This is a genomic window from candidate division WOR-3 bacterium, assembly GCA_039801085.1.
Classification (GTDB): domain Bacteria; phylum Hydrothermota; class Tepidihabitantia; order Tepidihabitantales; family Tepidihabitantaceae; genus JAOABP01.
On the sequence record JBDRTY010000001.1, the window covers coordinates 403,216 to 416,112 of the forward strand.

General features: G+C 57.4%; 13 protein-coding genes and 1 other RNA gene. 4 read left to right on the forward strand and 10 right to left on the reverse strand.

The window, feature by feature from the left end; genetic code table 11:
* Positions 1-5: 5 nt before the first annotated feature.
* From glnA to ABIK48_01890, 4 genes are all read right to left on the reverse strand, one after another.
* Positions 6-1,388, reverse strand: coding sequence for a type I glutamate--ammonia ligase (glnA, locus tag ABIK48_01875; GenBank protein ID MEO0020906.1), 1,383 nt, complete (start codon positions 1,386-1,388; stop codon positions 6-8).
* Between the two features lie 246 nt (positions 1,389-1,634).
* An RNA gene (gene rnpB, locus ABIK48_01880) (RNase P RNA component class A) lies at positions 1,635-2,015 on the reverse strand.
* A 23-nt stretch (positions 2,016-2,038) separates the two neighbouring features.
* Complete coding sequence (locus tag ABIK48_01885) at positions 2,039-2,617, reverse strand: class I SAM-dependent methyltransferase (GenBank protein ID MEO0020907.1); 579 nt, start codon at positions 2,615-2,617, stop codon at positions 2,039-2,041.
* Position 2,618: 1 nt separating this feature from the next.
* A complete protein-coding gene (locus ABIK48_01890) occupies positions 2,619-3,011 on the reverse strand; it encodes a DUF2703 domain-containing protein (GenBank protein MEO0020908.1) in 393 nt (130 codons plus the stop codon).
* Between the two features lie 83 nt (positions 3,012-3,094).
* Here ABIK48_01890 and arcC point away from each other — a divergent pair, with 83 nt between their 5' ends.
* The 4 genes from arcC to ABIK48_01910 are packed head-to-tail and all read left to right on the forward strand — an operon-like array spanning position 3,095 to position 6,387.
* Complete coding sequence (gene arcC / locus ABIK48_01895) at positions 3,095-4,027, forward strand: carbamate kinase (protein MEO0020909.1); 933 nt, start codon at positions 3,095-3,097, stop codon at positions 4,025-4,027.
* Positions 4,024-5,280 (forward strand): asparagine synthetase B, encoded by a 1,257-nt coding sequence (locus tag ABIK48_01900; protein MEO0020910.1) that lies wholly within the window; start codon positions 4,024-4,026, stop codon positions 5,278-5,280. The genes arcC and ABIK48_01900 overlap by 4 nt, the downstream gene beginning before the upstream one ends.
* Before the next feature lie 2 nt (positions 5,281-5,282).
* Positions 5,283-6,131, forward strand: coding sequence for an ARMT1-like domain-containing protein (locus ABIK48_01905; GenBank protein MEO0020911.1), 849 nt, complete (start codon positions 5,283-5,285; stop codon positions 6,129-6,131).
* Position 6,132: 1 nt separating this feature from the next.
* Positions 6,133-6,387, forward strand: coding sequence for a HypC/HybG/HupF family hydrogenase formation chaperone (locus tag ABIK48_01910; protein ID MEO0020912.1), 255 nt, complete (start codon positions 6,133-6,135; stop codon positions 6,385-6,387).
* Here the strand turns inward: ABIK48_01910 and ABIK48_01915 are convergent.
* The 6 genes from ABIK48_01915 to ABIK48_01940 form a co-directional block, all read right to left on the reverse strand.
* A complete protein-coding gene (locus tag ABIK48_01915; protein ID MEO0020913.1) occupies positions 6,384-8,465 on the reverse strand; it encodes a hypothetical protein in 2,082 nt (693 codons plus the stop codon). The two genes, ABIK48_01910 and ABIK48_01915, sit on opposite strands and share 4 nt — an antisense overlap.
* 92 nt (positions 8,466-8,557) lie before the next feature.
* Complete coding sequence (locus ABIK48_01920) at positions 8,558-9,118, reverse strand: hypothetical protein (protein ID MEO0020914.1); 561 nt, start codon at positions 9,116-9,118, stop codon at positions 8,558-8,560.
* 90 nt (positions 9,119-9,208) lie between these two features.
* On the reverse strand, positions 9,209-10,750 hold the full coding sequence (locus ABIK48_01925; GenBank protein ID MEO0020915.1) for an SBBP repeat-containing protein: 1,542 nt from the start codon (positions 10,748-10,750) through the stop codon (positions 9,209-9,211).
* Between the two features lie 8 nt (positions 10,751-10,758).
* The gene (locus tag ABIK48_01930) at positions 10,759-11,232 is read right to left on the reverse strand and encodes a hypothetical protein (protein MEO0020916.1); all 474 of its coding nucleotides are present in this window, start codon (positions 11,230-11,232) and stop codon (positions 10,759-10,761) included.
* A 93-nt stretch (positions 11,233-11,325) separates the two neighbouring features.
* Positions 11,326-11,823, reverse strand: a complete 498-nt coding sequence (locus tag ABIK48_01935) for a PTS sugar transporter subunit IIA (protein ID MEO0020917.1) — start codon at positions 11,821-11,823, stop codon at positions 11,326-11,328.
* Positions 11,820-12,833, reverse strand: a complete 1,014-nt coding sequence (locus ABIK48_01940) for a DegT/DnrJ/EryC1/StrS family aminotransferase (protein ID MEO0020918.1) — start codon at positions 12,831-12,833, stop codon at positions 11,820-11,822. The genes ABIK48_01935 and ABIK48_01940 overlap by 4 nt, the downstream gene beginning before the upstream one ends.
* Positions 12,834-12,897: the final 64 nt, after the last annotated feature.

A 12,897-nucleotide genomic window follows, 5' to 3' on the forward strand; every position in this document is an offset into this window, starting at 1 on the left:
TCCTTTCAGCAGCCGTAGTAAAGGTTGAACTCCCAGGGATGGGGGCGCCGGGCGATCGCCTCGGCTTCGATCCGCTTCAGCTCAATCCACTTGCGGATTGTCTCCTCGGCAAACACCCCCGGTCCGGTCAGAAACTGGTGGTCATTTTCCAGTTCCCGGAGCGCCTGCATCAGGTCGGACGGCACCGGTGTGCTTCTGGAGCGCATCTCCTCGGTGCCGCCCCGGACCGTCTGAGGCAGACCCGGATCAAGCCGGCGTCGGATACCGTCCAGCCCGGCAAGGAGAATTGCTGCCAGCGCCAGATAGGGGTTGGCGGTCGCATCCGGAACCCGGAATTCCAGCGCCATCTTCTCCGGTTTGCGGATATAGCCCGGGATCCGGATCGCTGCGGTCCGGTTGGCAATCGAGAAGAACGCCTCGGTGGGTGCTTCATAGCCGGGCACGAGCCGGCGGTAGGAGTTGGTTGAAGGGTTGGTCAGGGCGCAGAGTGCGGGCACATGCTCAAGGATACCGCCGATGTAATTGAGCGCCAGCCGGCTCAGTCCGGTCGGGCTCTTGCGGTCGCCAAACAGTGATATTCCCTTTTTTGCCAGATACTGGTGGATATGCATTCCGGAGCCGGGTTCGTTATAAATCGGCTTGGGCATGAAGGTAGCGGTTCTGCCCTGCCGGAATGCCAGATTGCGGATCAGATACTTGGTCAGAATGACCGCATCACCGGCACGGGATGCCGGCAGATATCCGGGTTCAATCTCCACCTGCGCAAACCTGCCTCCCTCATGGTGATGGTATTTCACCGGGATGCCGCAGCGGTTCATCAGACAGACGAGCTGGTTGCGGAACTCCTGACTGCGGTCAAAGGGCGGGGCAACATGATAGGCAGAGCCCTTGAACAGGGCGGTGCCGGTCTGATCATCATGCTTGAGTTCCTCACTTGTCACCCGGTAAACTGCGGAGCTCTCATCGGTCCAGAACTCGGCCGAGGTGAAGAGATAGAACTCAAACTCGGGCAGAAACATGATCTCATCACAGCCGGTTGCTTTTTTTACCGTGCTCACCGCCTTCTCCAGGATGTAGCGCGGGTCATGCTCATAGCGCTGACCGGTCTGCGGGTGATAGATTTCGGCAAACATTGAGACGGTCGGCTCGCCGGCAAACGGTTCAACAAATGCGGTCTCCAGGTCGGGCTTGAGGATCATATCTCCGGACTCCACCTTGCCGAATCCCGCAACCGAGGAGCTGTCAAATCCGATCCCGTTTTCCACCGCCGATTTCAGATTTTCTGCCGGAATGGTCACATGGCGCAGTCTGCCCCAGAGGTCACAGTATTTGATGTCAATGAACTTTACCCTGATTTCCGGTCCTTTGCCTTTTGCCTTCTGCTCCATATATAGTAGCTTGCCGGAAATCAGGCCGGTGTCAACTTGTTCTGTCCGATCTCCAGACGCACCGCTGGCACTGAGCCCGGGACCCATATTATGCCCGACGGTGTAGGGAACTGCCACCCGGGCAGGGGTAAGAATAACGAAAATAAATCTGTAACTTGTTGATATTAAAAAACCTGCAATTCCGGGGCAGAATCAGGCGGTGAATTTTTCTCCTCGGGCGGACTCTAACTGATAATGGGAAATTTGCGTGAAGGCGGGTCTGTAAGCCGGGTTCTGTACCCCTTGCGGGGCGACGGTCATTTCTCTGGGGCTGACAGTTGCCCGTCAGCCTCAAGCAACCTACCCGGGAATCAGACGGACCGGGCAAGTCCTCTTCCCTGTTGGTCTTGCACCAGGCAGGGTTTGTCCATCCGGCATGTCACCATGCCGGATAGTGCGCTCTTACCGCACTATTTCACCCTTACCCGCACCGGCAACCTCAACCGGTGCAGGCGGTGTCGTTTCTGTGACACTTTCCGTCGGCATGCGGTTACCCGCATACCGCCTCGCGCTTAACGAGTGCCTTGCCCTGTGGTGCCCGGACTTTCCTCCCCGGAAAAAATCCGGGGCGACCGTCCGACCCGCCTTCACCCAATTATATCATGACGCATTCAGCTGGCAACCGGTTGCAGCAGGGTGAAATAATGGAACCGGTTGAGGTCATCATGGTTGACGATGTCAAATCCGGTCTGGCGCGCCAGCTGGAAGATTGTGCCCGGATCCAGCCGTTCCTTCTCCGGTGGTCCGGGTGGCGGTTTTATTTTGTGCCACTCCACAATCAGCAGTCTGCCATCAGGTTTGAGCAGACGCCGGGCTTCCCGGAGTGCGGCTGTGGGTTCAGCGATTTCGTGGAGCACCAGCGCCATCAGGATCCGGTCCGCACATCTGTCTGGCAGAGGTATCCCCACCGCATCGGCAATCAGGGTCTGCACCTCAGCCCGGGTGGAGCCCAGGTTTTTCCTTAACTCCCCCAGCATCACCGGTGCGATGTCAATTGCGATCAGTCTGCCATGCGGACCCAGCTGCCGGAGCAGGGCACGGGCAAAGTATCCGACCCCGGCACCGATGTCCAGCACTGTATTGTCAGGTGCGATGTCCAGTTCACGGACAATCCGGGTTGCGGGCAGCCGTTTCCGGCGCTCCGGTGCCAGCAGATGGCGTCGCTCTGCCGGATTGAAGCGGTGGGGCACTTTACTCCTGACGGAGCTTCTGGAGGGCGTTCAGCACCGCCTGAACGATCAGTTCCGCGGGCACCGCCTCATAAGTCCGGTTCTCCAGCTCCACGGTCCGGCATTGAGCAGGTCCGCACACATCACAGCACGGGCTCTGTCCGGTTGTGGCAGCAAGCCAGGATTCCAGCGGTCTGTTGTTGATCAGAATCCGGTTGGAGCGCAGGGGGTTCTGCCGGAATTCCTCCAGCGTCAGCGCCCGTTGCTCAACACTCAGTTCCACACCTGCCTGACTGAGTACCGGTTTCAGCAGGGCAACCGCCTGCTTTAGCTCCTCACCGGTTGAGCTGCAGCGGGGACAGGTGCGGTTGTCCTCAACCAGCCGTTCCCAGATGATGGTGATTTTCCGGTCCATTAGAACATTTTAGCCGATGCCGGATCAAAGGCAACTGCAGCACCCGGCTTGATTATCAATGCCCGGTGGCTATTATTAACGGTATGACTGCAGTCCTGGCGATCGGCGGCAACTCACTCATCCGCTCCAAGGAGCAGATCTCGTTTGCTGACCAGCTGGCGACCCTGAAGGCAAGCTGTGAACCGCTGGTGGCGCTCGTCCGACAGGGCGAGCGGGTAGTGATTACTCATGGCAACGGTCCGCAGGTCGGGTTCATTCTCCTCCGCTCCTATCTGGCGCGCAACCGTCTGCCTGAAATTCCGCTCGATGCCGCCAACGCCCAGACTCAGGCGGAGATCGGCTACATGATTCAGCAGGTGCTCGGCAACCTTTTCCTTCAGGCGGGAATCAGTCAGCCGGTGGTGACGGTGGTAACCCGGGTGCTGGTGGACAGAGATGACCCGGCATTTGCCAAGCCTTCAAAGCCGGTCGGTCCGTTCTATACCCGTGCCGAGGCGGTGAAACTGGAGCAGGAGCTGGGCTGGACCGTCAGGGAGGATTCAGGCCGGGGCTACCGTCGGATGGTGGCGTCGCCCCTGCCGCAGGCGGTAATTGAGCTTGAGGAGATCCGGAGTCTGGTCAATGCCGGTGCGGTGGTCATCGCCTGCGGTGGTGGCGGAATTCCGGTGATCCGGGAGAATGGTGAGCTGAAGGGGGTGGCAGCGGTGATTGACAAGGACCTGGCTTCTGCCCTGCTCGCCAACCTGCTGGGTGCGGAGCGGATGATCATCACCACCGCGGTCGACCGGGTGTATCTCAATTACGGCAAACCGGATGCCCAGCCGCTTGCGCAGGTGCGCGCCGGCGAGCTGGCGGAGTATCAGAAACAGGGACATTTTCCCGAGGGAAGCATGGGTCCGAAGATTGAGGCGGCGCTCAGGTTTCTTGCCGGTGGCGGTAAGGAGGTGCTGATCACCGATCCGGACCATCTGCTGGCAGCGCTTGAGGGCAGGGCAGGCACAAGGATTACAGAATGAGCCTCCGGAGCCGGCTGGTTGCGGTGGCACTGCTGGTGGTTGCGGTGCTGGGTGCCCAGGAGCAGATTCTGATTCCGATGGACTTGACCCAGACCGACCATCTGAAGGCATACGGCATCGCCTACCGGCTCCTGCAGCGGGGCACCAGGGTGGAGTGGCTGCTCAACTACCGGGGCGGGTCATTTCTCTTTCCGGTGGAAAATCAGGCGCTGCGGGAGTGCCGGCTTAACGGGGTCTATTATGAGCCGGTATCACCTTCAAAGCTTGTCGAGATCCGGCAGACGATTGAGGCAAACAACATGGCATCGGTGATCCTGGAACGGCCGACCCGGGTTGCGGTCTATGCTCCACCGACCGCGGACCCCTGGGATGATGCGGTCCGGCTGGCACTGGACTATGCGGGCATACCCTATGATGTGGTCTGGGATCCGGATGTGCTGGCAGGCAGACTTTCCCAGTATGACTGGCTTCATCTCCATCATGAGGACTTTACCGGTCAGTTCGGCAAGTTCTACTCCTCCTACCGGCAGGAGAAATGGTATCAGGAGGAGGTGGCGCTCAACCTCCAGACCGCAAAAAGGTTCGGGTTCAGCAAGGTGAGCCGGCTCAAGCTGGCGGTGCTGGAGAAGATCCGGGAGTATGTGGCAGCGGGCGGGATGCTGTTTGCGATGTGCTCGGCAACCGACACCCCGGACATCGCCTGGGCGGCAAGGAATACCGACATCTGTGCCGAGGTTTTTGACGGTGATCCGGTTGACCCGCAGTATCAGAAAAAGCTTGACTATGATGGTTGTCTTGCCTTTGAGAACTTCCAGGTGATCACCGACCCGTATCTTTATGAGCATTCCAATATTGACACCTATCTGGAGACCTCAGGCCGGGGTCCGGATGTGTATTTCTCCCTCTTTGACTTCTCCGCCAAGTATGACCCGGTGCCGACGATGCTCGTCCAGAACCATGTCGGGCTGGTCCGGGAGTTTCTGGGGCAGAACTGCGGTTTCCGGCGCGAGCTTCTGAAAAAGGATGTCCTGATTCTGGGTGAGGTGGAGAACACCGAGGAGGTGAAATACATCCATGGCCAGTTCGGCAAGGGGACCTTCACCTTTCTGGGCGGACATGATCCTGAGGACTATGCCCACCGGATCGGTGATCCGCCGACCGACCTCAACCTGCACAAGAATTCGCCCGGCTACCGGCTGATTCTCAACAATGTCCTTTTCCCGGCAGCGGAGAAAAAACCGCTCAAGACCTGAGGATGAACTCCACACCCAAGTGTCTGGAATGCGGACTGGAGCAGTGCCGCCGGATTTACCGGCTGGTCCGGGGTGATGATGACGGCTGGGAGCAGGTTCAGCAGGAGCTGGCGGTGCTCGTGCCGGCACTGGACCTGAGCGAGCCGCCCGGCACCATGACCGCAAAACTGCTCGTCCGGACGACGGGACTGCTCGGCACAACCGATCCATTCCGGGAGATAAAGCAGGAGCAGAACCGGCAGGCGGCAGAGCTGGCGGTGACGCTGGATGGACAGCTGGGCAGGGATGAAGCCGGGCTGAGGCGGGCGATGATGCTTGCCGCAGCCGGCAATGTGCTTGATGTCGGGCCCGGACAGAAATTTGACCTCAACACACTGCTTGATTCGCTCCGGTTTGCCCATGACGACTCAGAAAAACTGATTGAGCGTTTAAGGCGGGTCCGCCGGGTAATGTATATCCTGGACAACTGCGGTGAGGTGATGTTTGACCGGCTGGTGCTCAGCCGGCTGCCCCGGACTGAGCTGACAATTGTTGCCCGCTCATCTCCAATCCTCAACGATGTCACGGTTGAAGAGGCGGTGGCGCTCGGGCTGGGTGAATTCGGCAGGGTCATCGGCACCGGCTCGCCCTACCTCGGGATTGACTTCCAGACTGTGAGTCCTGAGTTCCGCGCTGCCTATGAGCAGGCGGAGCTGGTGATTGCCAAGGGCCACGCCAATTTTGAGGCGCTGGTGGACGGACCGCGGGACGGGTTCTATCTTCTGACCGCCAAGTGTGAACTGGTCGCAGACCGGCTCGGGGTCGGGCTGGGTCAGTCGGTCTGCTACTATTCAGCAGGGGCCGGGAGGTAGTATGTGCCTGGCGATTCCGGTCCGGATTGTCCGGATTGAAGGTGAGACCGCAATTGGTGAGGTGGGCGGGGTGGAGCGTGAGGTTTCGCTTGTCATGACCCCGGAGGCAAAGGTGGGTGATTATGTCATCGTCCATGCCGGGTTTGCGATTCAGATTCTGGACCGGCAGGCGGCAGAGGAGACGCGTCAGCTCTTTGACCGGATGGCGCAGGCAGTTCAGGAGCGGCGCCAGCGGGCGAAGAGAAAGACCGGTTAGCGGACGACCAGTTTCGCCCGGAGCGCCTGAGGTTCAAGCCGGATAAAGTAGACGCCGGGTTGCAGGTTCAAAGGGAAAATCGTGAATTCCTCCTTATTCCTGTTAGTGGTGGTGATGCTTGTGGATAGCACACAGCCGCCGGCGATATTGAAAATCTTTATCTTTTCAAGCACCAGATGGGTGGGCAGCGCCTTAATCCCCAGCTTTCTGGCACCCGGCAGGTAGTAAACAAGCGGGCAGCCGGACCGGCCCGGTTCGGTAACCTCGCCGATTCCCGGTCCCGGACCGTAGTATTCAAGAATATACCATCCCTCTTCATCTGCCACATAAATCCGGTGGTTGCGGACACGCAGCCGGCAGGCAAAGGTCGGGGTGATGTAATAGCCCACCTCTACGGGCATCAGGGTCTGGGAGACATCGATCGCCCGGACGCCATCAAGTCCGGTGGCGACAAAGGCGATATTGTGCTCAAGCTCAAAGTCATAACCGTAATCCGGGGTCAGGTAATAGGTCAGCCATACCGGGTTTGCCGGGTCCGAGATGTCAAATACAAGCAGACCGTAGCCACCTGAAAAGAACGCATAGGGATAGCGTATCTCTACCCGTTCGAGACTGGCGGTAGTGTCGCATTTTCCCAGAAAAACCGGGTTTGCCGGGCTGGAAATGTCAAAGGTCCTCATTCCCGCATCCTGCTCAGCGGTAACAAGCAGGTTTCCGTAAACGGCACAACCGGCAAAGTCCTGATTTCGCTGTCGGGGAATCCGGCTGATGATTACGGGGTTTGCGGGATCAGCAACATTGACAATCAGCAGACGATTTCCCCCAATAAAGAGCAGACTGTCTTTGAGCAAGAGTCTGCCTGCCGGTGTGTCAAGCGTGGCGATGAGTTCCGGGTTTTCAGGATCACGGACATTCAGAACCATCAGTCCCGGTGCGGTGTTACAGGCAACATAGGCGATGGTATCGTGAATCAGAATGTCTTTTACCCGTTTCTCCGGGGCATAATGGGTGCAGAGACGGGGCTGGTGCGGATCGGCTGCATCGTAGATCATAATGCCGTTATATCGGGGTGCAGTAAACACATAACTGTCGGCAACAGCAATACCTTCCGTATGTGTATGAAATCCGGTCATCCTGCCCAGAATCTCCGGGTTTGCTGGATCAGAGATGTCAATTACCAGAAGCGTGTCCAGAAAATATCTGCCCAGAGTGTCTTCGGTGATGCAGAACAGGCGGTTGTGGTATACCGCTGATGTCCCGGTGCGATTAACCGTTGCAATCAGACGGGGTGAGACGGGGTTGGCGATGTTGAAGATGCGCGTCTTTGGCGGCAATCCGCCTTCAATTGCCAGTGCCAGCGTTTCGTTGAAGATTGTCACCTTCCTGGCATAGCTCCCGGGTATTGAGCAGATCTCCGCCGGCTGGCGGGGATTGGCAATGTTCCAGAGCCGTAGCCCTGAATTATACCAGGCAATGAGGGCAACCGTATCCTTAACCGCTATTGAGACCGCCGGTCTGGGCAGGCGGTGATTAAATACCAGCTCCGGCCGGGCAGGGTTGGCGATATTAATGACATTGAAGCCGCCGAGCCAGTTGACCACATAGGCAAAAGAATCCTTTACTTCAACATCATAAGTTGTGTAGGGCAAATCCAGACTGCCGGCTTCACGAGGATGAAAAGGATCGGAGTAATCAATAATCCGCAAGCCTGCTTCATAGCAGGCAACATAGGCGTAGGGAAAGGCAAGGGTGCATCCTCGGGGAATATCGGGAGTAAGATAGTTACTGATCAGCCGGGGGGATTTTTGCTGAGCGATATTGTAAAGGCTGATGCCGGATTTGAATTCCGGGGAAAGCAGGAATGTGTCAGTAATTGAGGAGTAAGAGCCGGGTGCTCCGGGCCAGACCGGTGAGGTAAAGGAATCCAGTTTGACGGGGGTCTGCGGGGTTGAAACATCGACGATATAAGCAGCCCAGCCTGCGTTTACATAGATGATGCTATCAGATACCGGAATGATATTATAAGTTACGGAAAAGGGCCAGCCGCCGAGCAGACGGATATTGGCTGAGTCCCGCATCTGAAGCGTAAAAATAAAAGATAGTAAAATAATCTGAGAGCCCATTTTAATTTATTCCGGGGCTGGGGACAGCCCAGCCCCGGTTTTTATTATTACCAGCTGATCGCATCGCCTCTCAGGCAGGGATCAATAAAGATTTGAGATTTTTCCGGTCTGTAGGGGACTTCAGTTAGATAAGTGGGGGAGAAAACCGTTCCGGTTGCCCATTCAGGAGGCGGAAAGGGACCGGGTTGGGTAATTGGCGGTGTTTCAATCCGATCCTTGGGAATCCAGCGCAGTGCCTTGATATAATAGTAATGATCCCATGGTATTGAGTGATAAGGGATATTCCGGTTGTGGACATAATAGGCGGTATGAATGGACCAGTAGGTGTGGACCCACGCATTGATGCCGGAATCATCTTTTGCCTGTGCATATACCCAGGAGTAGTCGGCAGGTTGCCTGTTGGGCCAGTGAACCAGTTCCTGAATTCCTTCCGGCCTTGGTTCTGGAGGATAATATTCTGGGCATACTGAAGTGCCAATCTGTATATCACCGTTTGTAATCTCCTGCTGCATTTCCTGATAGAAGGTCAGCTCAGGGTTGATGGCGATTGCCGTGCCGGCAATCAGCAGGGCTGCCAGAAAGGCAACCAGCAGTTTCGGGTATGACATCTCTGCTCCTTTCACAGTCAGACCACTGCCTTGCTGACTGCAGGCAGATTATAATAAACTCGCTCTCTCTCCTGTCAAGCGGTCCTGTGGTCAGTTGCCGACAATGAATTTGGCGGAAATGGGGCGAATGCCGTTTTTAAGACGCAGCTGGACAAAGTAGACGCCGGGTCTGATGCTGGTAAGCTGGAGCTGGTGCCCGGTAATGGTTCCGGTCTGCAGGAGTCTGCCCGAGCTGTCAAAGAGCCGGACCTCACCGGTTTCTGCCGGCAGATCAAGCACCGCACCGGGACGCACCGGGTTGGGCAGGAGGAGAGAAGGGTTTGAGGCGGTCGCTGGCTTTTCGGTAATCCCCGGTCCGGTTGGCGGATACTTGATTGTGCACCAGTCGTAATCGTATGCCTGCCGGGTGCCGGTGATGACAAATCCGGTGGTGATGACATTGTCCTCGTTGTCAATCGCCAGCGCATAGATCCAGCCGGCGATACTGTCCGGGCTGACATACCTTGCCTCCCAGACAAGGTTGCCCTCCGGGTCATATTTAATCAGCGTGTAATCATCTCCCCAGTAGATGCCGACAGTATCCCTCGGTCCCTGGCTCCAGCCACCGACATAGACATTGCCCCGGCTGTCAACACCGATGGCAAAGGGGTAGTCATCACCGATTGTGTCGTTGTAGCGCCGTTCCCAGAGCCGGGTGCCGTCAGGAGTGTATTTGATGGTCAGGAAGTCGAAGGAGGGCATGATGCCGGCGCGGCGGGCGCTCGGACCGGTGACATAGCAGTTGCCCTGGGCATCAATATCCAGGCTCTGACCGATGTCGTAGCCCGGTCCGTCATAGACATCCCACCAGAGCTCCTGCCCCTGGCTGTTGAGTTTTACGGTGTAAACCGCCTGATAGTAGGGCAGGGATCCGGTTGCATAGACATCGCCGGCGGGTGTTGCCTTAACTTTGAAGGCATAACCTGAGACCTGCTGGTAACGCCAGAGCAGTTCTCCATCCGGGCTGTATTTAAGTATCATAAACATTGCATCTCTGCTATACCCGGCGGTATAAACATTGCCGGCACTGTCCAGTGCAATGCTTACGGTGTGCCATCCTATTGAATCGATAGCGGTCCACAGATCATGCCCGGCCGAATCGTATTTGATAGTAATGGCAAAACTCGGATCAGCACCAATGCTTCCCGTAGTATACACACAGTTCTGCCGGTCAACGGTGATATCGCTGCCCCCTGGAGTTCGTACCCAGGCGATATTACCATATTTATCGTATTTTACAGTGCCTCTGTCCCCGGTTACATAGGCGTTGCCCGATGAGTCGGCAGCAATCGCACTGGCAAAGCCGGGTCCAAGAAGCCGGACCCAGTGGCGGGTTCCATCCGGTCCGTATTTCATGGTGCAGTAGTAGGAGGTAGTATCACCGTTACTTTCAATTATACCGGCATGGCCGGTAAGGAGCACATTGCCCTCTGGATCAAGGGCAACCGCCATTGACTTGTCCCATGCGTGGGAGGGTCCGTCATAGGTCCGGACCCAGAGCTGGGCAGACAGCGGTCCGGTCAGCATCAGCGGGAGCAGGAGCAGGCCGGTGACTATGAGTTTTTTCCGACCGTCCTGCTCCCGCAAGCGCATCTTTCCTGCTATTCCTGAGTGTAATACGGTGGAATCGGGTCGGGCGGTGAGGTGCGGGTCAGATAGAGGAAGTCGTAATCATAACGGTTGTCAGGAGAATAGATCATCTCCTTGCTCCAGTCGCTGTAATAGGTGGTGCCGTTAATTTCCTTGTAGGCATAGAACCGCCAGCGATACCGGCCATCACAGGGAATGGCATATCCGGGTGGAATAATTTCCTGTCGGGCAAACCGACAGGTGTTGTAGTTTGGGGGATACTCACTCTGACCATTCGGTCCGGTATAGCCGGTGATGTAGTGTGATGCCCGCTGGTTTGCAGAGTAGATATCATAGACATAGGCGGCGACATAGGATGATTCAGGTAAGCCAGAACGGAGTGTATACAGGAACAACCCTTCGGGTGTGGGGTTGTCGTTGGCGATTGCCGTGCCGGCAATCAGCAGGGCTGCCAGAAAGGCAACCAGCAGTTTCGGGTATGACATCTCTGCTCCTTTCACAGTCAGACCACTACCTTGCTGACTGCAGGCAGATTATAATAAACTCGCTCTCTCTCCTGTCAAGCGGTCCTGGTTTTTTCAGCAGACCGGCTCAATCAGTCCTTCGCTGCCTTCCTCCTGCTTCTGGGCGATGGTGGCGATGATCTTTGCCGCATCGGCAGCGGTCGGAGCGTTGAGCGCCAGACGCCGGACCGGTTCCAGATGCAGGGCCCGGGCAAGGGCGGCGAGCACCTGCAGGTAGACCGAATAAAGGGAGGGTGGGGAGATCAGGGCGACCACGAGGCTGACCGGCTCGTTGTCCCGGGCATGCCAGTCCAGCGCCGGATTGACCCGGGTGACGACCACGACAATCCGGTCAACCGCATCGGTGGCGGAGTGGGGCAGGGCAACACCATGGCCGACACCGGTTGAGCACAGCTCCTCCCGCTTGCGGAAGCCTTCAATCAGCGAGTCATGGTCGGTGGTGATGCCGGCACTGAGCAGGCGGTCGGCGATCAGGCCAAACAGCTGCTCCTGGGTGCCAACCGGCGGAGCATCAAAGGCAAGCTCGGGCAGGACAATATCCTTCAGGTTCATGACACCGTCCGGAAAAATTCCTGTATCTTATTAATAATGAGTCCCTGCTCGTGAAATGTCAAACTGTGCCGGACTGGCAGGCAGAGGATTTCGCTTGCCACCCTGGCGGCGACCGGCAGGGGATAAAGGGGGTCGGGGTAGTAAATCATGGTCTGGATGCCGTTTTCGCTCAGAAACTGGCGCAGCCGGTCCCGGTCAGGGGTGAGGATTGCAAACTGGTGGCAGTTGGGCAGGGAGTCGGGATGGGAGGTGGCGAACCGGACCCAGGGGTGAAGTGCCAGCCGGTAGCGCTCGGCAAGCTCCCGGCGCCGGGCGTTCCAGTCGTCAAGATGGGGCAGTTTGAGCCGGAGAAACCCTGCCTGCAGTTCGTCAAGCCGGGCGGAGTTGGGGACCTCCAGCGGGCGGTTGAGGACCAGGGCACCGCCGTTGCCCAGTGCGCCGAGGTTCTTGGTCGGATAGAAGCTGAAGATGGCGGCATTACCGAAACTGCCCAGCTTCCGCCCCTGAAATTCGGCACCGAGCGCCTGTGCCGCATCCTCAATTAAAAGCAGGTTGTTTGACCGGCAGAGCCGGACAAACCGGTCCAGATCACCACAGTTGCCGAAAAGATGCACCAGCACAATCGCCCGGGTCCTGGCGGTCAGCTGTTCCGCACACCGCTCAGGGTCAAGGCAGAGTGTGATCGGCTCAATGTCGGCAAAGACCGGGGTTGCCCCGGTGCGGGTGATCGCCTCCACGGTTGCGGAAAAGGTGAAGGGGCTGGTGAGCACCTCATCACCCGGACCGATGCCCAGCGCCTTCAGTCCGTAGTAGAGGGCGTCGGTGCCGCTCTTGAGGCAGGTAACCTGCGGCACACCGAGGTAGTCTGCCAGTTCAGATTCAAACGCCTGGAGTTCGTTGCCGAGGACAAACCGGCCTGAGTCCAGCACCCGTTCCAGCACCTGATGAAACCGGGGACCAAACTCCTGATTTTCGGCCGTCAGGGTGTAGAAGCTGACTGTCTCTGACATAATGGATATGATAGAATGCAGTGCGCGGCGAATCAACGATTGCCGGCTGTAAGGTTGACAGCGG